The 19,909-nt window shown below is 63.8% G+C and carries 14 protein-coding genes; 9 read left to right on the plus strand and 5 right to left on the minus strand.

Going from position 1 to position 19,909, the window contains the following annotated elements; translation table 11 throughout:
- Positions 1-247: 247 nt before the first annotated feature.
- The gene (locus ASD44_RS14665; protein ID WP_210168689.1) at positions 248-979 is read right to left on the minus strand and encodes an ectoine synthase; all 732 of its coding nucleotides are present in this window, start codon (positions 977-979) and stop codon (positions 248-250) included.
- 287 nt (positions 980-1,266) lie between these two features.
- Here ASD44_RS14665 and ASD44_RS14670 point away from each other — a divergent pair, with 287 nt between their 5' ends.
- Positions 1,267-2,418 (plus strand): amidohydrolase, encoded by a 1,152-nt coding sequence (locus ASD44_RS14670; protein ID WP_056113431.1) that lies wholly within the window; start codon positions 1,267-1,269, stop codon positions 2,416-2,418.
- Between the two features lie 24 nt (positions 2,419-2,442).
- On the opposite strand, the gene ASD44_RS14675 is transcribed toward ASD44_RS14670, so the two are convergent.
- A complete protein-coding gene (locus ASD44_RS14675; RefSeq protein WP_056113435.1) occupies positions 2,443-3,594 on the minus strand; it encodes a mandelate racemase/muconate lactonizing enzyme family protein in 1,152 nt (383 codons plus the stop codon).
- 139 nt (positions 3,595-3,733) lie between these two features.
- On the opposite strand from ASD44_RS14675, the gene ASD44_RS14680 reads away from it, so the two are divergent.
- From ASD44_RS14680 to ASD44_RS14715, 8 genes are read left to right on the plus strand one after another with little or no spacing between them, the layout of a single operon-like run.
- Entirely contained in the window at positions 3,734-5,449 is a 1,716-nt protein-coding gene (locus ASD44_RS14680) for an SMP-30/gluconolactonase/LRE family protein (RefSeq protein WP_056113438.1), read from the plus strand.
- Positions 5,450-5,462: 13 nt separating this feature from the next.
- A complete protein-coding gene (gene ugpC, locus ASD44_RS14685) occupies positions 5,463-6,557 on the plus strand; it encodes a sn-glycerol-3-phosphate ABC transporter ATP-binding protein UgpC (protein WP_056116276.1) in 1,095 nt (364 codons plus the stop codon).
- Positions 6,554-7,360: an SDR family oxidoreductase gene (locus ASD44_RS14690; protein ID WP_056113442.1), complete on the plus strand. Its 807-nt coding sequence runs from the start codon at positions 6,554-6,556 to the stop codon at positions 7,358-7,360. The genes ugpC and ASD44_RS14690 overlap by 4 nt, the downstream gene beginning before the upstream one ends.
- A gap of 49 nt (positions 7,361-7,409) precedes the next feature.
- Positions 7,410-8,684: an extracellular solute-binding protein gene (locus tag ASD44_RS14695; protein WP_056113446.1), complete on the plus strand. Its 1,275-nt coding sequence runs from the start codon at positions 7,410-7,412 to the stop codon at positions 8,682-8,684.
- Positions 8,685-8,740: 56 nt separating this feature from the next.
- Complete coding sequence (locus ASD44_RS14700; RefSeq protein ID WP_056113451.1) at positions 8,741-9,682, plus strand: sugar ABC transporter permease; 942 nt, start codon at positions 8,741-8,743, stop codon at positions 9,680-9,682.
- A gap of 1 nt (position 9,683) precedes the next feature.
- A complete protein-coding gene (locus tag ASD44_RS14705) occupies positions 9,684-10,520 on the plus strand; it encodes a carbohydrate ABC transporter permease (protein ID WP_056113452.1) in 837 nt (278 codons plus the stop codon).
- Positions 10,517-11,434: a dihydrodipicolinate synthase family protein gene (locus ASD44_RS14710; protein WP_200946423.1), complete on the plus strand. Its 918-nt coding sequence runs from the start codon at positions 10,517-10,519 to the stop codon at positions 11,432-11,434. Before ASD44_RS14705 ends, ASD44_RS14710 begins: the two co-directional genes overlap by 4 nt.
- An 8-nt stretch (positions 11,435-11,442) precedes the next feature.
- The gene (locus ASD44_RS14715) at positions 11,443-12,624 is read left to right on the plus strand and encodes a mandelate racemase/muconate lactonizing enzyme family protein (protein ID WP_082542488.1); all 1,182 of its coding nucleotides are present in this window, start codon (positions 11,443-11,445) and stop codon (positions 12,622-12,624) included.
- A 24-nt stretch (positions 12,625-12,648) separates the two neighbouring features.
- Here the strand turns inward: ASD44_RS14715 and ASD44_RS14720 are convergent, their stop codons facing one another.
- From ASD44_RS14720 to ASD44_RS14730, 3 genes are all read right to left on the minus strand, one after another.
- Positions 12,649-13,395, minus strand: a complete 747-nt coding sequence (locus ASD44_RS14720; protein ID WP_056113455.1) for a sulfite exporter TauE/SafE family protein — start codon at positions 13,393-13,395, stop codon at positions 12,649-12,651.
- Positions 13,396-13,778: 383 nt separating this feature from the next.
- Positions 13,779-17,924, minus strand: coding sequence for a beta-ketoacyl synthase N-terminal-like domain-containing protein (locus tag ASD44_RS14725; RefSeq protein WP_162246425.1), 4,146 nt, complete (start codon positions 17,922-17,924; stop codon positions 13,779-13,781).
- Between the two features lie 72 nt (positions 17,925-17,996).
- Positions 17,997-19,904: a polyketide synthase gene (locus ASD44_RS14730; RefSeq protein WP_056113458.1), complete on the minus strand. Its 1,908-nt coding sequence runs from the start codon at positions 19,902-19,904 to the stop codon at positions 17,997-17,999.
- Positions 19,905-19,909: the final 5 nt, after the last annotated feature.

The following is a 19,909-nucleotide window of genomic DNA, read 5'->3' on the forward strand; positions in this document are numbered from 1 at the left end:
GCGAATCCTGCCAAATTGCAGTTGTTGACGCTGGAAACAGTCCTCCACCAGCAAAGACAGCCTGTGTTTCCTCCTCAGGCAGAATGTAGAACGCCTCCCGTGCGGCTGGGAAATATATAATAGTCTAGCAACTCGGTTACTTTTGGTATGAGTATTCAATCCATAGAGCAGAGCCGAACGTTTCATCTCCCAATATGACTGAACACAGAATGATTGCCGTGCGGGAAGCCATGAACGAAAGAGCAGCTTAGTAGGAAGAAGAACTGCCCGCCGACATATTGTGCGATTCATGGCCTTCGATGGGTGGCGAAAAGATGCTGAGGCATATGGATTCGTCTTTGACCACCATGCGGTGCGCATCGTTCCGGTTCATGATGAAAACAGTCGAGGTTCCCTCGCCCGTGTCGATCGGATGCCGGTTGGTGTCCCACACATACTCGCCGCTTCCCGAGACATAGTAGCAGGATTCGAAGTGGTTCCTGTACTGCAGGGGCGAGTCCGTGTTTGCGTTGCCGAAGGTTATGCAAAGGGCGAAGCCCAGCCCGTCTTTCCGGACCAGCAGCCTTCGGCTCTGGCCGTTGCCCCAGAATACGTCGCGTTCCGTCCCGACGATCTCATGCAGCGAACGCACCACCGCCTGGCCTGGTAGGGAGTCGTTGCCGAGGATCGTGCAGACGCGCATGTCCGTTTCAGCGATGATTTCAACGCTGTTTGGCAACGAAGCCGCTATCAGGGTGCCGGGACCGATATTGTGAAGCGCGCCGCCCAGCCGTGCCGTCCCACGCCCCTCAAGGCAGTAATGCGCCTGGCCCGAATAAAGCGCGACATAGTCGTCGGCGATGGTGTCTGACGTTCCGGCCTTGATTGTCGAATCGAACAGGAGATGTCCGACCTCGTCACTCGCAGTGACGATGTGCCTTGAAATAGAAGTTTTGAATAAATTGACAGAGTCAGACATATTAAATGTCCGTACGATCATCTTTGCCTCCTGTCTCGATGACAGGCAAATTAGATATCGTGTATTTATAGTTTTCAAGCATTGTTTTGCGCAGGAAAAGCTATGAAAGGAAATGATGTCCAGGGACATCAACCAAATATCGATATATTTACAAGTAATATGTAAATTATACATTCTAGAACAAAACCCGTATTTCAAAAGTCGAGATGTCGGATCGCGGTGGCCTGCCGCCGCGAAGCCGCGGCAGGTCTTGACGTCCATCCGCGTAATCCTGAAATGGCGCGGCAAGGAAAGGGAACAGGCAGGCGATGGCGTTTCTCACCAACACGGATGTCGTCGAACTGACCGGCTGGCGGCGCCATCTGCACCAGATGCCTGAGCTATCTGGCGAGGAAGCGGAAACCGCCGCTGAGGTCGAGAAATTCCTGTCGCCGACCGGTCCGGATCTCATCCTCTCAAGGCTGGGCGGGCACGGCGTCGCCCTTGTCTATGACGGCGCGGCAGCCGGTCCCACTCTGTTGTTCCGCTCCGAGCTCGATGCACTGCCGATCGAGGAACTCGGTGACATCGGCCATAAGTCCCGCGTTCCGGGAAAGGCGCATCTGTGCGGCCATGACGGGCACATGGCGATCCTGGCGGCGCTGGCGCGCGGACTGGGCCGCCAGAGGCCGCGGCGCGGTCGAGTCGTGCTGATGTTCCAGCCCGCGGAGGAGACGGGCGCTGGCGCGGACGCTGTTATCGCCGACCGCCGCTACAAGGAGATCGCGCCGGATTATGCCTTCTCGCTGCACAATCTGCCGGGCTTGCCGTTCGGCCATGTCGCGCTGAAGCCTGGGCCGGTGAACTGCGCTTCGCGGGGCATGCGCATCGTGCTTGAAGGCAAGACCGCGCATGCCTCGATGCCGGAAACCGGAACGTCGCCGATGGCGGCCATTTCATCGCTGATGCCGGCGTTGACCGCCTTGAGTGAGGGCAACGTGTCCTCGCCCGCCTTCACCCTGGTCACGGTCACCCATGCCGAAATGGGCGCGTCGGCCTTCGGCATAGCACCGGCGCGGGCGGAAATATGGGCGACGCTCCGATCCCTCGTTGACGACCGCATGGAGGCGCTGTGCGCCGCGGCCGAAGCGTTGGTGACCGAGACGGCGGCCAAGGCCGGACTGCGCTGCAGCATCTCCTATCACGAGATCTTCCACCACTGCGAGAACGATTCCGAAGCAACGCAGCATCTGCGCGCCGCGCTCGATGCCGAGGGCGTGGCGCATGACGAGGCCAATCTGCCGATCCGCGCCTCGGAGGATTTCGGGCGCTTCGGCGATACGGCCAAGTCCGCCATGCTTTTCCTGGGCGCCGGCGAAAACCATCCCGCCTTGCACAATCCCGATTACGATTTCCCCGACGACCTCATCGGTATCGGCGCGCGGATATTCATGCGGACGGTTCGCAATATCCTCGGCTAAAAAGGTGCAGAATAGCAGCCCCGATCAATAAGCCGGCTTCACAGGGAACCAGTCCTTGCGTTCCTTGTCGAGATAGGCGCCGGCAATGCCATCGACGCGATATTTGTCGATGAGGCCCTCATCGATCTCGACGCCGAGGCCCGGTTCCTCGGGCACTTCGAAACGGCCATCGGTCAGCTTCGGCGCGTTGGGCGAGATGTCGCCGCCCAGATAGGTCCGTTCCGTGTCGATGGCGATGGACATGTTCGGGATCGACGCGGCGAGATGGACATAGGCCGATTGCGACAGCGCCAGTTCGGCTCCCGAATGCAATGTGACCGCAATGCCGACGGCCTCGCAGACCGCCGCCGCCTTGATCGTCTGCCACAGGCCGCCCGCCTCATGCGGATCGATCAGCACGACATCCGCCGCCTGCGCCCGCACGATGTTGCCGACATCGGCGAGCGTGTAGGCGCTCTCATCCAGGGCAATCGGCACCGGGCTTGCGGCGACGAGCGCCGCGTGGCCGGCGAGATCGTCCAGTTCGAGCGGTTGCTCGACATAGGCCGGGTCGTATGGGACGAGCTTGTTCAACTGCCGCTTGGCGGTCGCCGGGTTCCACGCGCCGTTGACGTCGAGCCGCAGCGGCCGGTCGCCGATCACGCTTCGGGAAGCTTCGGCCAGCGCGATGTCGCTGCGCTCGTCGAAGCCGATCTTGACCTTGAACGTCTCGAAACCCTTGTCGAGGAAGCCTTGCAGGCGCGGCTTCAGCGCCGCTGGATCGTTGGTGAAAAGATAGGCCGCCGCCTCGACATCCTTGCGCCAGCGTCCGCCCAATAACGCATAAAGCGGCTGGCCCGCCTGCTTGCCCAGTGCGTCCCACATCGCCATTTCGAGCGCTGCGATCGCCATCACCGCGGCGCGCTTGTGATGGTAGTAGCCGGCGCCCAGCACATGGCGATGCAGCCGCTCGACATCGGCGACCGGATAGCCGATGGCCAGCGGCGCGACGATGTCGGCGAACACTGCCGGCACGTTGGCGATCAGCGAGATGGTCTCGCCCCAACCGGTGATGCCGGCGTCGGTTTCGATCTTGCAGACCAGCCGCGTCGTGCCGATGCGCCGCCCCGAACCCCACAATATATCCTCGGTGAACGGCATGCGGATCAATGCATGCTCGACCTTGATGATGCGCACGCGGGACCTCCTGCGGAAAAAATGCTCGAACCTGACGGAAGCTGGAACTGAGTTCCAAACATGTTGACATGGAACTTAGTTCCAAGATATAGCGGCGGTCAAGACAAGGATTTTTTGGAGGAGAAGCCCTGTGGCGCAGATGCTCGGCATCGAAGCCGGCCGCGACCCGAGCGCCGAGAGCCATGGCGTTCCTGGCGTCCAGGCGCTGACGCGCGGTATCCAGATCGTCGATGCTATCGCGGCTCGCACCAAAGGCATGCGCTTCACTGACTTGCTGGAAGATACGCAGCTGCCGAAGGGAACTCTGCATCGCCTGCTGCAGGCCTTGGTCGAGGAACGGCTGCTCGCCTTCGACGAGCGCGACCAGGTCTACCGCCTGGCGCCGCGGGTGTTCCAATGGGCGCACAAGGTCTGGGACGAGTTCGACCTGCGCGGGGCCGCCGAGCCTGAACTGGAAAGGCTGCGCGACCTGACCAGCGAGGCGGTGCGCCTCGGCGTCCTCGACGGCAGCTCGATTCTCTACATCGACCAGCGCGAGTCGACCCAGCCGATCCGGCTCAACAATGGCGTCGGCGCGCGCGCCGCCGCTCACGCCAGCGGTCTCGGCAAGGCGATCCTCGCGCATCTGTCGCTGGAGCGGCGGCACGCGCTGCTGACCGACAAGGCGCTTCAGCAACTGACGGCCAACACCATCATCGACGCTCGGGAATTGATGCCGCAGCTCGACCTCATCAAGGCGCGTGGCTACGCCATATCGGTCGATGAGCAGAACAGCGGCATTTCCTCCGTCGCCGCTCCGGTGCTGAACCATCGCGGCGACCCGATCGGCGCCATCGGCATCATCGGGCCGACCTATCGCCTTCCGGAAGAAAAGCTGCATGCGCTTGGCCGGGACGTCATCGAAGCGGCCCGCCGCACATCCGGCAATTTCGGAGAATTCGTCATGTCGCTCGCCATCAAGCCGCGTCCGCTCGGCCCCGACCGCTCGGATGTGCTCTGCGCTGTTCCCGCCAGCACCTTCCTGGGCGAGGGGCCGCATTGGTCGGCAGCGGAGAAGAAACTCTATTTCGTCGATATTCTGGCGCCGTCGATCTATGTCAGCGATCCGGCGCTCGGCACCCACAGGACGGTGCCGGTGGGCGACCTGATCGGCTTTGCCATCCCGCGCCGCGACGGCGGGCTGGTCGCCGGCATGCATGGCAACATCGTCGGTGTCGATCCCGCAACCGGCGCGACCTCTATCCTCGCGCGGCCTGAACAGGACCGGCCCGGCAACCGCTTCAATGACGGCAAGTGCGATCGCAAGGGCCGGCTGTGGGCCGGCTCGCTGGCGATCGACACCACGGCCGATCGCGGCCGCCTGTGGCGCATCGATGCGGATGGCCAGGCCACCGCCATGGAAAGCGGCCTCCACGTCGCCAACGGCCTCGGCTGGAGCCCCGACGACAAGACCTTCTACTTCGCCGATACCGGCAAGCATCTGATCTATGCCTATGATTTCGACCTGGAGCGGGGCGAACTCGCCAACCGGCGCCTTTTCGTCGCCGTGCCGGAAGCCGAGGGCAAGCCCGACGGCCTGACCGTCGATGCCGAAGGCTTCGTCTGGGTCGCGCATTGGGATGGCTGGTGCGTCACCCGCTATGACCCGGCCGGCAAGGTCGAGCGCGTCATTAATCTGCCGGTGCCGCGGCCGACCAGCTGTGTCTTCGGCGGCGAGGACATGCAGACGCTGTTCGTCACCTCGGCGCGCATCCGGCTCTCGGCCGCACAGCTCGCGGACGCGCCGCTTTCCGGCAGCGTCTTTGCCGTCAATACCGGCATTGCGGGCCTGCCGGATCCCGTCTTCGCCGGCTGAGAAAGGAAACATCATGGCAAAACTGGAACTCAGCGGCATCCGCAAATCCTTCGGCCCGGTCGAGGTGCTCAAGGGCATCGACCTGACCGTCGAGGACGGCGAATTCGTTGCCTTTGTCGGCCCCTCCGGCTGCGGCAAATCCACCTTGCTGCGGCTGATCTGCGGCCTCGACGAGATAACCGCCGGCCAGATGGCCATCGATGGAGAACTGGTCAACGACGTGCCGCCGGCCAAGCGCGGCATCGCCATGGTGTTCCAGTCCTACGCGCTCTATCCGCACATGTCGGTCGCCCAGAACATGGGCTACGCACTGCGGCTCGCCGGCACGCCGAAGGACGAGATCAAGAGCCGCGTCACCGAGGCGGCCAGGGTGTTGCGGCTCGATCCCTACCTGGAACGCAAGCCGCGCCAGCTTTCCGGCGGCCAGCGCCAGCGCGTCGCCATCGGCCGCGCCATCGTGCGGGCGCCGCGCATCTTCCTGTTCGACGAACCTCTGTCGAACCTCGATGCGGCGCTGCGCGTCGACATGCGCATCGAGATCGCCCGCATGAAGGACGACCTCGGCACGACCATGATCTATGTCACGCACGACCAGATCGAGGCGATGACGCTGGCCGACCGCATCGTCGTCCTCAATGCCGGCAAGGTCGAGCAGATCGGTTCGCCGCTCGAGCTCTACAACAAGCCGGTCAACCGCTTCGTCGCCGGCTTCATCGGCAGCCCGCGCATGAACTTCCTGGCGCTGAAGGGCCGCTCCGCCGACAAGGCCGGCATCGTCGCCGGCGGCGAGGTGCGCCTGCCTGCCGGCCTGACGGAGGAGCCTGCCGAAATCGGCATCCGCCCCGAGCATCTTTTGCTGACGCGGCGCGGCGCACCCGACAGCCTGGCCGGCAAGGTGACGATGACCGAGCATCTCGGCAGCGATACCTATGCCTATGTCGCGCTCGAAGGTTCGTCCGACATGCTGGTCGTCAGGCTCGCCGGCGAGAACGCCGTCGCGCGCAACGAGCCGATCGGTGTCCATGTCGATCCGAAGATGATCCATGTCTTCGCCGCGTCCGGCGCGTCGCTCGCTTCGGCGCAGCCCGCGGCGCTGGAGGCGGCATGACCCTCCACCCTGAATTGATTGCGAAGGTGAAGGTCGAGACGGCGCGGTACCTCAGCCTGGAGGGCAGGGGCGTCATCGTCACCGGCGGCGGCTCCGGCATCGGCGCTTCGCTGGTCGAGCATTTCTGCGCGCAGGGCTGCAAGGTCGGCTTTCTCGATCTGCATGCCGAAACCGCCGCCGCGACGGTCGAAGCCGTCGATGCGGCAACCGGCAACAGGCCGGTGATGGCGGTCGCCGACCTGCGCGATATCGATGCGTTGCGCGGCGGCGTCGAGATGCTGACGGCGGCGATCGGCCCGGTGCGGGTGCTGGTCAACAATGCCGGCAATGACGACCGCATGCCGCTCGAGGAGGTGACGCCTGATTATTGGGACGATCGCTTCGACGTGAATTTGCGCCACCAGTTTTTCGCTGCCCAGGCGGTGATCGGCCAGATGGCGGCGGCCGGCGGCGGCTCGATCATCAATATGGGCTCGATCTCGTGGATGCGCGGCGCCGCCGGGCTGATCTTCTACACCACCGCCAAATCGGCCGTCATGGGTATGACCAAGTCGCTGGCGCGTGAGGTCGGCGAACGCAACATCCGCGTCAATTCCATCGCGCCCGGCTGGGTGCTGACCGAACGCCAGGTCGAGCGCGCCAAGCGCGTCTACCAGGGCAAATTCGCCGAATATCTCGAGGTCCAGTGCCTCAAGGAACATCTGCTGCCGCCCGACATCGCCCGCATGGCGCTGTGGCTGGCGGCCGACGACTCGCGGCTGGTCACGGCGCAGACCTTCATCGTCGATGCCGGGGCGGTGTGAACATGTTGGTGAGTACGGTTGAATCAATCTGTAACGGGAGGAGTACGAAATGAAACTGAAGAAACTTGTCATCGCAACATTGGCCGCAAGCCTCATGGCTTCAGGCGCCGCGCGCGCCGCCGATCTGAGCTGGATGGGCTACAGCTATGCCGAGGAATCGGCCAAGCCGTCCGTCGAAAAGATTATAAAGGGCTTCGAGGCCAAGACCGGCAAGACGGTCGAGCCGATCGCCTCGTCTTTCGGCGACATGCAGAAGAACCTTCTGTTGCGCGCCCGCTCCAAGACGCTGCCGAGCATCGCGCAGATCTCGGAACGCTGGCTGCCTTCGCTCAGCAAGCTGCCCGGCCTGGTCGACTACAACACCGTCCTCGGCAAGGAATATCTCGAAAAGACCTATGCGCCGGAAGCGCTCGCCATGGGCCAGATCGACGGCAAGCAGCTCGCCATCCCGCTGATGTCCGGCTCCATCGGTATGGTCGCCAACCAGGCCGTGCTGGACAAGGCCGGCATCAAGGACCTGCCGAAGACGATCGAGGAGTTCAAGACCGATCTGGAATTGATCCGCGACAAGGTCCCGAATTCGGTGCCCTATGCGATGGCGACCAAGAACAACAGCGACATTCTGGTCGACTTCCTGACCTGGGAATATGTCTTCGGCGCCCATGTCATCGACCCGCAGGGCAAGGTAGTCGTCGACAGCGACGCCAGCAAGAAGGCGCTCGCCTTCCTCGTTGACCTGATGAAGAACCGTCTGGTCGCGCCCGAAATCGGCAGGCCCGACGCCCGCCGGCTGGTTGGACAGAACGCCGCCGCCTTCTACCTCGATGCACCGCAGTCGCGCGCCTTCCTGCGCAGCTTCTCAGGCCAGGGCAAAGCTTTCGACGTCAACGTCAAGCCGATGCAGGTGCCTTCGCTCAAGGCGGGTGACACGCCGGTCTCGATCCAGTGGGCGCATCTGATCATCGCCTTCGCCCAGAGCAACCCGCCGACGAAGGAAGACGCCAACATGATGTTCGCCGAATATCTCGGCGACGACGCGGTCGAGACGCAGTTCCCGGTCGAGCAGAGCGCTCTCCCCGGCACGATCTCGGCACGCGCCAACCCTGTCGTGGCGGATGATGTCTATCTGACGGCCTGGGCGAAGAACAACACCCATCCGCTCCGCAACGAAGTGGGCATCTGGAGCAATGGCGGCGAGCTGACCGACATCCTAGCGCAGGAAGTGCAGGCGGCGTTGCTTGCACAGAAGAGCCCTGAAGAAGCGATCGCCTCCATGGGCGAGCGCATGAAGGCGTCGATGACCAAGGCAGGCTACGCGCAGTAGAGGCGCGGCGGGCAGCCGCGCTCGGCGGCTGCCCTTGCCTTTGAAGGATTGAAACGATGAGCGATGTGACGCTGGCCTCCGGCCGCCTGAACTATCCGGTTTCGCCGCATGCAAGGCGCGGCGGCCTGCACGCCGTGCAGCGCCGGGTCGGCATATTGATGCTGGCGCCAGCCGCCATCGCCTTCGCGATCGTGATCCTCTATCCGTTCTTCCAGGCGCTCGGCCTGTCGCTGTTCGAGGACACGCTGCAGTCGATCGAGCCGACCTTCATCGGCCTGGCGAATTTCAAGGCGATCCTCGCCGATCCTGAAACGTGGAATTCCTTCGGCATCACCGTCATCTATGTCGGCGGCGCCACCATCGGCACCCTCGTCCTCGGCCTCGGTTGGGCGCTGATCCTCAACCAGCCTTTTCGTGGCCGCAAGGCGTTGCGGGCGCTGACGATCATGCCTTGGGTGGTGCCCAGCACCGTCAGCGCCTTTATCTGGGCCTGGATCTTCAACAGCCGTTTCGGCGTCATCAACGGCATATATCTCGAACTGGGCTTGATCGACGTTCCGAAAGCCTGGCTTTCGACCCCGGAAGGCGCGCTCATCGCCGTCATTCTCACCCGCATCTGGCGCTCGATCCCGCTGTTCATGGCCTTCTTCCTTGCTGGCCTGCAGAATGTCGATCAGGAGCAGATCGACGCCGCGCGCGTCGACGGGGCCGGCAACTGGGCGATCCTGCGCGACCATCTGCTGCCGCATCTGCGCCCGGTGCTGATCGTGGTGGTGGTGCTGGGCGTCATTGGCGGTCTCCAGGATTTCGACACCATCTACGCCTTGACCGGCGGCGGTCCCGTCAGCGCCACCTCGGTCCTGTCCATCTCCGTCTACCGCAAGGCATTCGAGCAGTGGGACATCGGCATGGCCTCGGCCATGGGCGTGCTCTGGGTCGCGACCCTTCTGCCGCCCGCCTATTTCTACCTGCGGCTGCTGATCAAGAAGGGCAATTGAAATGTTCGACCTGTCCAGCCGCACCGCCAAGCTGGTGTTCGGCGTCTCCATTCTGCTGATCGGTTTTTACCTCTTCTTCCCGATCTACTGGATGGTGATTTCCTCGTTCAAGGCCAATGGCGAGCTTTACCAGGTGCTGCCGACCTTCTTCCCGCGCGACGTGACGCTGGCGCATTACTGGTCGGTCTTCACCGAAAGCCAGCTCGGACTCTATCTGGTCAACAGCCTGATCGTTTCGGGCGCCAGCGCCGCCATCAACACTGTGCTTGCCGTCTATGCCGGCTACAGCTTTGCCAAATACCGCTATCCCGGCCGCCAGCCGATCATGCTGTTCATGCTGTCGGCGCAGATGTTTCCCTTTGGGCTGCTGCTCATCAGCCTCTATCCGGTGCTGACCAGTTTCGGCCTGCTCGACACGCGGCCGGGCCTGATCCTGAGCTACATCGTCTTCGCGCTGCCGGTGGCGGTGTACATGCTCTACAGCTATTTCACCCAGGTGCCGGACGAACTGATCGACGCGGCGCGCGCCGACGGCGCCAGTGATCTGCGCATCTTCCACACCATCGTTCTGCCGATATCGATCCCGCCGGTCGTCACCGTCTTCCTCTACTCCTTCATGTGGAGCTGGAACGACCTGCTCTATTCGATGACGCTGATCGTTTCCGAAGACAAGCGCACCATCGGACCGGGCCTTCTGCTGACCTATCTCAATGAGACCAATGCCGACTGGGGCGGCGCCATGGCGGCTTCGCTTGTGGTCTCCGCGCCCATCGTCATCGCCTTCATGTTCCTTCAACGCTACTTCATCCAGGGCGTCACCGCCGGAGCCGTCAAATGACCGAAACCGTGAAACTCGCCGGCTCCTTTCCGGTCCTGCCGACGCCCTTCCGCGACGATGGAAGCATTGATGAGAAAGACTTCCTCTCGATCATCGACTTCGCCGTCGAGAGCGGCTCCAACGGCGTCGTCTATCCGGGCGTCGCCTCCGAGGTCGATACGCTGACGCCGGAGGAGCGTCGCCGCCAGGTCGCGCTGCTGGCGGAACGCATCGCCGGCCGCATCCCGATCGTCATCGGCGCCAGCGATCCCGATCCGGCCAAGTCGGCCGCCCACATCGCCCAGGCGGCCGGGATCGGCGCCGCCGCCGCGATGGTCATGGCGCCGCTGGCGCTCGGCAACGACATCGCGGCGCAGGTCGCCTATTTCAAGAAGGTATCCGAAGGCGCGGGCGTGCCGGTCATGCTTCAGAACCAGCCGAAGCCGGTTGGCGCCGGCCTCACGCCGGAGGAGGTTGCAGCTGTCGTCGCGGCCGTGCCGGCGATCCGCTACATCAAGGAAGAGACGCCGCCCTGCGGCCAGCATCTGACCCGCATCAAGGCAGCCGTGAACGGCTCGGTCGACGCCATTTTCGGCGGCGCCGGCGGCCGCTACATTACCGATGAACTGGCGCGCGGCGCCGCCGGCACCATGCCGGCCAGCGAACTGGCCGACATTCATGCAGCGCTGGTCGATGCCTGGCGCGCTGGCGATGTCGCCACCGCGCGAAAACTTTACTCGGCCTCGCTGCCCTTGCTCAATTTCCAGGCGATCTTCCGCATGCACATGACCAAGGAGGTGCTGCGCCGCCGCGGGGTCATCGCCAACACCTTCGTGCGCGGCAAGGGGCCGAAGCTGGACGAGGGCGACCGCGCCGAGCTGGCGCTGCTTCTCGCCGAGGCAGACCTGCCTTACAAGCATCATCGTCCGGTCTGAGCCGCTCCATGCCGAAAAACATCGTCGATGCCATCGTCAAGGTCGAGACCTTCATCATCTCGATCCCGCGCGCCGTGCCTTATCTCGGACCGCTGAAAGAAGGCGAGGCGATCAACGAGCGCGGCTATCTGGTGCGCAAGGGCAACCGCACGATCTACCCCTCCACCGACATGACCTTGCTGGTCAAGATCACCGGCGAGAGCGGCAAAGCGGGCTGGGGCGAATGCTATGGCATCGTCGCACCGGAAGCGACCAAGGCTATCATCGACGACGTGCTTGGACCCGTCATCGTCGGCCGCGATCCCGGCGACGCCATGGTCATCCATGAAGACCTCTACGACCTGATGCGGGTGCGCGGCTTTTTCGGCGGCTTCTATCTCGACGCGCTGGCCGGCGTCGACATCGCGCTCTGGGACCTGGCGGGAAAGAACCTCGGCGTGCCGGTATCGACCCTGCTCGGCGGCCGCCGTCACGACACGCTGTCGGCCTACGTCTCCGGCCTGCCACGCGCCACGCTGAAGGAACGCTGCGATCTTGCCGTCGAATGGATCGGCAAGGGCTTCAAGGGTATCAAGTTCGCCGCTGTCGTATCGGACGAAGGCATCGTCGAGGAGATGGCGGCGCTGCGGGAAGCCGTCGGCCCCGGCATCGACCTGATGGTCGATCTGCACTGGAAGTTCGAGGCTGCCGAAGCGGTACGGCTGATCCGGCGTCTCGAACCCTACAACCTTTATTTCGCCGAAGCCCCGTGTCAGCCCGAAAACCTCGAAGGGCAGGCGCATGTCGCCCGCACCATCGGCGTGCCGTTGGCGCTGGGTGAGGAACTGCGCACCGTCTACGAATACCGTCCTCGCTTCGAGGCGCGCGCGATGAGCATCGTACAGCCTGAAATGGGCCACACCGGCATCGCCGAATTCATCCAGATCGGCAGGATGGCGCAGGCCTTTCACATGAATGTCATTCCGCACGCTTCGATCAGCGTCGGCATTTTCATGGCTGCGAGCCTGCAGGTGGCGTCAACCCTGCCCAACGTGCCCTATCACGAGTACCAGCATTCGATCTTCGACCGGAATCTCGGTTACACCGACGGCGACATGGGCTGCGCGGCGGGTGCCTACACGGTGCCAACCGGGGCGGGCATCGGCGTCGAGCCGCGCGAGGAACTGTTCGAATTCGTCGTCCGACGCTAACGGGCAGCGTTCGGATCTGCCGCGTCAGGGCGTGCTTGCGAGCAGGTAAAGCCCCTGCACGAAATAGAACGCGCCGACGCCTGTCACCAGCCACCGCAATCCCTGGCGGAAGCCGTGATTGGTCAGGCGCAGCAGGATACGGTGGCCGACGATCGACCCGAGGACCGAGAACGGCGCGGCGATGGCCACCGCCGCGGTCTCGCCTTTCGAAAGCAGCCACAGCGACTGCGAATAGAAGACGATCTTGGCCAGATGCGACAGCACCTGGATCGTCGCCTTGGTGGCGATGATCTGCCTGCGGTCATGTTCGGTCCGCACGAAGAAAATGTCGATGACCGGGCCGGAAACCCCGACGCCGATATTAAGGGCGCCGGAGATGAAGCCGCAAAGCATGGCGTGGCCCGGGCGCGAGGCGTCCAACTGCGCCCATCGCATCGGCAGCCAGACCAATATAGGCATCAGGCCGATCGCGATCGACACGACGGCAAGCGTCGGCGTATAGCTGACCAGCGCCAGCACGGCGGCGGCGAAGCCCAGGCCCGCCATGGCGAACCCGACGATTTTCCATTCGACGAAAGCGCGGGCGAAATAGGCGCGCGAACCGTTGGCGACAAGCTGGATCACGCCCTGTATGGCGATGGCCGTGGCGACAGGCATCATCAGGAGCAGCAGCCACAGCAGCACCATGCCGCCGACCATGCCAAACACGCCTGACAGGGTGGAGGTGGCGAAGACCGCCAGGATCAGAAGCGCAGTGGTCAGGATGGGCACGGCCGGTCTTTGTTCGCGAAGCTTTTTTGCAGTTCGGCCGGATGGGAGAACCTGCCGGCCCTCTTTGCCGGGCGGTGCGTGCAATGTCCAGCGCAACGGTCACATAGGGACGGGTAACCAGGGCGCGACACCGGCGTGATGTCGGAACAGCGGGCCGCAACTCCACTGCGGACGCGGCACTGGCGTTCGCTTGTATTGAACATTGAGAATGCGAAAGTGAGCGTCACGTTCTGGGGCGAGCGAGCTTTACATCGATCTCCCTTGTTCACGCCCGAGCAGCTGCTATCGATTCGCCGGCCGCGCGGGCTGACAGCGGCGCTTCTGGCTTCGGTTCCAGCCGGCAGATGGCGTCTAGGCGGCGACGGACGCGTTCAATAGAGAACCTATCGCCGTGGCGACCTGCGTTTTTCGATCTCGCGCGACATTCGGTCAACGGACGGAAAATCGATGAACCAGCGCGGCGAGATGCCGACCTCGAAACGCCTGTCGAGCTCCGACGCCAGCTTAACGGCGATGATCGAATCGACGCCGAGATTCGTGAATTTTGCATCGGTCGGAATCGCATCCGCCCGCAGCATCTTCTTCAGGCTCGACGTCAGATAGGTGGCGACAGCATCCAGGTCCCCGGCGCTGGGCGGGCCGGATGCGAGTTGGGCAGGATTCTGCGAACGCAGGTGTGCGGCAAGCAGCGCCACCGAAGGATACTGCAGCAGTTCCTTCGGCGAAAGGCGCAGCTGCATACGCTGCTCCACAAGCACGATCAGCCTGATCGCCATGACGGAATCGAGACCGAGGCTTGGGAACGGACTTTGAGAATCGATTTCGTCAAGCTTGAGCAATTCGCGGATGATCGCAGACAACCGGACTTCCAGAACATGCTCGCCGCCGCCGGTGCCTGGGGAGACGACGGCTTGTTCCTCGGCGGCGTGGGAGATTGGATTTGAAACCGGCGTTCGGTCCGGCGGGCCTTTTGCGATGGAACCCCCCGCCAGACTCGCATGGGTGGAATTCACGGCCTCCAGTCCGGTCGGTTCAGCGTCTTTGCCGCCAGCGAGCATAAGGCCCGTTTCCAGATCGAGATGCTTGAGAATTTGCTCTTGCCAGCCTTGGGTGGCGAAGATTTCGCCGCTGCCTCGACCCATGATCGCGCGCCAGGCGTCAAGACCTTCCTCGATATCGAGAAAAGCGTAGCCGAGCGATGCGAACCATTTGTCGAATGTTTCGGTGACGTATTTATCCCACTTCCAGCGCGACCAGCTGATGGCGCGGCTGGCCCCATGCCGGACGCCGGCGGCAACGGCTCGCTCGCGCCATTGCGCGAAAGCATTCTGGAAGGCGCAGCCATAGGCGTAGTCGCTGCCACCGGCTAGTCCCAGCGCCGCCAACGACGAGAAGGCGACAAAGAAATCGAGGTCTACGTTTGCTGTTGCCAGATCGAGGTTGATCGTGCCCTCGACCTTCGAGGCGGCGACGGTGGCGAAATCGGCCCAGTCCTTGCGAAAGAGGTAGGCATCGTTATGGGCCGTGACCATGTTGACAACGCCGTTCAGCCGTCCCTGGCCGAGAAGGATCGCGTCGACCATGGCGCGCGTCTGGACGCCATCGGTGATGTCGCAGGCAACGTAATGGATGGAGTCGGACGTCCTCGCCTGTCCTCGCAGCAAGTCGAGACGCTCGGCGATGAGACCCTGCAATTGGGAACGACCGCACAGAATAAAGGTGGCATCGATCTGGGCGACAAGCTTTTCGAGCAACCGATAGCCAAGTTCGCCCATGCCGCCGGCGATGAGATAGACCCCGCCCGGGCGGAACCATGTGTCAGGCCTGGCAGGGCCGGCCTGCAAGTCAGCCAGCCGCAATCCCTGGACTTCGCGCGCCGGATTGAAACGGAGCACGAGCGGCGTCCGCGGATCCGCGGCGGAGAGTTCGGCAGCCACCAGTTCGGCCAGATCGCCGGGTTCGGAATTGCGGCAAAAGATCGTGTGAACCTTTAACCGCTCGTTTTCGAGGAACGCCGATTTGGCGAGCGCGGGCATGGCGTCCGCGGCGGGCGAAACGCCGAAATCGAAGCCGGCCAGATAGAAGACGTCGATATCCCGGCCGAAGGAACGCTCCATCAACTCCTTGGCAAGGCCGAAAAGGATGCGTGTCTCTCCGTTCGCCACCGCCGCTGCGTCGCTGACTTCAGGCGGCAGGACGATGACGGCGTCCGGCTCGTCGCCGGCCAGGTTCCAGACCTCCAGCGAGGGCTCGGGCCGCGCTTCCGCGGGCGCGTCCAGCAGGGAGGTGACCAGTGTCGTCCTTGCCGGCAAGGCGGCGCGCAGCAGAGCTTCGAAGACTTCCAGCTGCGCGTCGCTCCGGCCGATGATCCAGACGCACTTGCCCTCTGTTCCCGGTCCGGTTCCCGCCTCTTGCGCCCGCCAGTGCCTTTCCAGATAGATCATCTGCGCAGGCTCGTCGGTTGCCATGTCGGCGTCGAGTCTCGGCTCGAACCAGCAGGTCCTGTCCGGCCACGGTGACAAGGGCAGCGGACAGCGCCTTGCCCGGGCGATCTCAGGCCACTCGGCAACGCCGCCGCCGAGCCAGCGCACGACATTTTCTGGCCAGTCCGCCTGCCCGGGACGGTCGAAGCCGGACATCGCCACGGTGTCCGGCAGCGCGCCGCCGGCGGCGATGACCTGCAACCCGTGCTGCAACTCCGCCAGCGACGAAGCAAGGACCGCCGCCCGTACCGCGCCGCACTCATTGCGGCTTCGCAGCGTGAAGGCGACATCGGCGAGCAGTTCATTGCCGCCGCGCCCTCCTAGCAGGCCGACCGCATCGGCGAGTTCTTCCGCGTGGATTTTCATCAGCTCGGCGTTCGACGCCGCGACCGGCACGAACAGCCGCTCCGCAGCTGCCGGCTCGCGGTGTGCCGCGGTGTGTTCCGCCACGACCACGCAGGCATTGGCGCCACCGAAGCCGAAGGAATTCACCACGGCTGCCAGCGACTTGCCGCTTGCCGGAGCTTGCCATGGCGCCGTTTCGGACTGAATGGAGAAGCCGTCTTCCAGTTGCAGATGAGGATTGAGGCTGCGGAAGTTGGAAAGGCCGGGCAGCGTGCGGTTCGCCATCGCCATGACGACGTTGGTCACACCGGCGACCCCGGCAGCGGGTTCCAGATGACCGATATTCGTCTTCACGGAGCCGATGGCACAGGCCGTCGAAGGCAAGCCGCCCTCGGTCCGCAGCTTGCGGAATGCGGTCTTCACGCCTTCCAGCTCGATGGGATCGCCGAGTTCCGTGCCGGTGCCGTGCATTTCCACATAGGAAATGTCGTTCGGTGTCATCCTGGCGTCCTTCAGGGCGCGCATGACCAGGTCGGCGTGGGCGCGGCTGTTCGGCGCCGTCAGCGAGGCCGCCTTGCCGCCGTGATTGACGGCGGTGCCCTTGATGACGCCGTAGATGTGGTCGCGGTCTTCCATGGCATTGCGGAGCGGCTTGAGCAGCAATGCGCCAACGCCTTCACCGCGCACATATCCATCGGCGGCGGCATCGAAGGTGCGGCACTGGCCCGTGGGCGAGAGCACGCCGAGCTGGCGGCCCATGATGAACAGATCCGGCGTCAGGAGCAGGTTCACGCCGCCGGCGATCGCGACATCGCACTCGCCTTGGCGGATGGCCCTGACGGCATTGTGGATCGCCACGAGGCTGCTCGAACAGGCGGTATCGATCGCCTCGCTCGGGCCATGCGCGTCGAGCAGGAACGAGACGCGGTTTGCCAGCATCGCATGGGCGTTGCCGGTGCAGGCTTGCGCGCTGAGCACCCCGCCCTGATCCAGCAGCTTCTGGTAATCCTGGAACTGGACTCCGGCGAAGACGCCGAGCGGCTTGCCGGCGAATTGGGCCGGATCGTATCCCGCGTCCCAGATCGCTTCCCACGCTGCCTTCAGGAAAAGCCGGTGCTGCGGGTCCATCTGCTCGGCCTCATAGACCGAAATGCCGAAGAACTCTGGCGCGAACTGATCTTCACCGTCGATGAAGCCACCCCATCTGACGTCCGTGCGGCCATTCTCGCGCAACGGATCGCCGAACAGGGCCTGCCAGTCCCAACGCCGTTTCGGCACTTCCCGGATGCAATTCCGACGCGCCGCCTGGTTGGCCCAGAACTGCTCTTTCGAGGCAGCGCCCGGCAAACGGCAGGATAGACCGACAATGGCGATGTCATGTCTGGTGTCGGTGCCGTCGTGCTTCGCCACGGTGACGGGCAAGCCGGCAACGGGTTCCTGCTGGCTGGCCGGCGCTTCCTGCTCTGCCAGATAGTCCGCCAGTGAACGCAGGGTCGGATAGGTGAACAGGAGAACCGTATCGACCGGTGTGGCGAAATGCTGTGACAGCCGTGCCGCCAGAAGCTTCAGTGAAGCCGAGTCGAAACCGAGATACCCCAGCGCCTCGTCCGGATCGAGGGCGGCCGTGTCCGTTTCCAGTATGGAAGCGGCAATCGTCAGAATGTCGGCAAGCCGGTAGGGATGTCTGGTCGCACTCGTCACGTCATAATCCATCGTCATGCCTCGAACGTCGCTTGTTCGCCGCTGCGCTGCCCGGAGGGAGCGCCGCCGCGCTCACATTCCATCCGCCTGCAGCCCCGCGGGCGCGGTCTTGCGGTCGCTGAACCAGAAACGCGTCGGTGCGAAGGGGTAGCCGGGAGCCGCGACCCGGCGCCTCTGCCCCGGCGCATAAAGGTTGGCGAAATCGACCTTCGCACCTTCCACCCACTGCCGCGCAAAACGCAGGGAGAGCGCTTCCATTTCGTCTTCCGGCGTGTCCTGCCTGATCACGCCGTCCACCGCTATGACAGCGGGGTGCGCCTGGCCGGCGGCGAAGCGCGCCAAAGCGACCTGGAGGCTTGACCAGTCCCTGGCGATGAAGGCGACGCGGCTGGGCAGGAATGCCCGTCCCGTCTGAAATGTATAGAGAAGGTCCTCCAGCGCCACGGCTTCGTCCGTGCCGGAGCCTTGCCCGGCGTTGCCGGTGGCGATCTCCTGCACGAACGACGACAACTGTCCGGCATAGCGCCGCAGCCGCTCCGGATCTTTGGCCGAGAGCGGCAGGATCGGCAACACAGGCGCGGCATCGGCGCCGACATCGCCACGGACCCCTGGCTGCGGATATTCCTCGACCACGACATGGCCATAAGCGCCGCCGAAGCCGAAAGCACTGACGCCGGCCCGATAAGGCAGCGGCTTGCCGTCCGCGTCATGCAAACGTTCCCAGCTTCCGGTCTCCTGGGCGAAGTGAAACGGCGTTCCCTGCGTCTTGCACATCGGATTGACCATTCGCAGATGTGGATTGCCGGGAATGCGTCCGTGCCGCATCGCCAGCAGCACCTTGACGACGCCGGCGAGGCCGGATGCCGCCTCGATATGTCCGATATTGGCTTTCACCGAGCCGATCGCGCAACGCTGCGGCGCGGCGTCGTTCTCCTGGCTGCCGGCGAGCTTGGTATACGCCCCGCGGATGGCGTTGAACTCGATCGGGTCGCCGATGGAGGTGCCGGTTCCATGCGCCTCGATATAGCCGAGCGTGCGTGGCTCGACGCCGGCTCGACGCCACGCGGTCAGGATAAGTTGTTCCTGGCCGATGGTGTTGGGCGCGGTCAGCCAGTTGGCGCGGCCGCCATGGCTGATCGCCGAGCCGGTGAGCAGGCCATAGATATGATCGCCGTCGGCTTCCGCCTGCGCGCGTCTTTTCAGCAGCAGCGAAACGGCGCCTTCGCCGCGCGCATAGCCGTTACCGGCGGCATCGAAGCTGCGGGTTCGGCAGTCGGGGCTGAGTGCTCCCTCCTTGTCCAGGGACCGTGACAAGGTGGGGCTGAGAATGAGGTTCACGGCTCCGACGAGCGCAACCGCGCAGTCGCCGTTGCGGATCGATTGGGCGGCCACATGCAGCGCAGCCAGCGAGCCCGAGCAAGCCGAATCGATGGCCAGGCTCGGCCCAGTCAGGCCCAGCGCAAAGGAGATGCGGTTGGGAATGACGGATGTCGCGACGCCGGTTGCGAAAGTGGCGCCGGGCTCGATATCGTCGCGGTACAGGAGCTCCTCGTAGTCGGATTTTCCTGTGGCGAAGAAGACGCCCGTCTCCAGCCGCTTTACGTCGGCTGCGCGATAGCCGGCGTCCTCGATGCAGTGCCATGCGGATTCCAGCGCCAGGCGCTGCAAGGGATCCATCATCGCCGCCTCGTCAGCGGAAATACCGAAAAACGCTGCGTCGAAGGCGTCGATAGCGTCGAGGAATCCGGCTTCGGCAACGCCGGCCTCATCTCCTGCACGGCCTGCAGGCCTTGGGCTGACACAGTCGCGGCAAGCCGCAAGGTTGTCCCAGTATTGCGCCAGCGTGCCGGACATCGGAAGCCGTGCGTTCATGCCGATGATGGCGATCGGATCGCGCCAATGCTCCTCGGCCGGACCGAGGGTCCTGCCATGCGCCGGCGAGCCTTGCCGGACGTTCGCGAAAGGCACGATCTCGGCCACAGCGC

It is taken from the genome of Mesorhizobium sp. Root554 (assembly GCF_001427025.1).
In the GTDB taxonomy this organism is placed as follows: Bacteria; Pseudomonadota; Alphaproteobacteria; order Rhizobiales; family Rhizobiaceae; genus Mesorhizobium.

Coding starts and splice junctions, on each gene's coding strand:
- ASD44_RS14665 (WP_210168689.1), bottom strand. CDS start 979: ATGATCGTACGGACATTTAATATGTCTGACTCTGTCAATTTATTCAAA.
- ASD44_RS14715 (WP_082542488.1), top strand. CDS start 11,443: ATGCCGAAAAACATCGTCGATGCCATCGTCAAGGTCGAGACCTTCATC.
- ASD44_RS14705 (WP_056113452.1), top strand. CDS start 9,684: ATGTTCGACCTGTCCAGCCGCACCGCCAAGCTGGTGTTCGGCGTCTCC.
- ASD44_RS14710 (WP_200946423.1), top strand. CDS start 10,517: ATGACCGAAACCGTGAAACTCGCCGGCTCCTTTCCGGTCCTGCCGACG.
- ASD44_RS14680 (WP_056113438.1), top strand. CDS start 3,734: ATGCTCGGCATCGAAGCCGGCCGCGACCCGAGCGCCGAGAGCCATGGC.
- ASD44_RS14670 (WP_056113431.1), top strand. CDS start 1,267: ATGGCGTTTCTCACCAACACGGATGTCGTCGAACTGACCGGCTGGCGG.
- ASD44_RS14700 (WP_056113451.1), top strand. CDS start 8,741: ATGAGCGATGTGACGCTGGCCTCCGGCCGCCTGAACTATCCGGTTTCG.
- ASD44_RS14695 (WP_056113446.1), top strand. CDS start 7,410: ATGAAACTGAAGAAACTTGTCATCGCAACATTGGCCGCAAGCCTCATG.
- ugpC (WP_056116276.1), top strand. CDS start 5,463: ATGGCAAAACTGGAACTCAGCGGCATCCGCAAATCCTTCGGCCCGGTC.
- ASD44_RS14690 (WP_056113442.1), top strand. CDS start 6,554: ATGACCCTCCACCCTGAATTGATTGCGAAGGTGAAGGTCGAGACGGCG.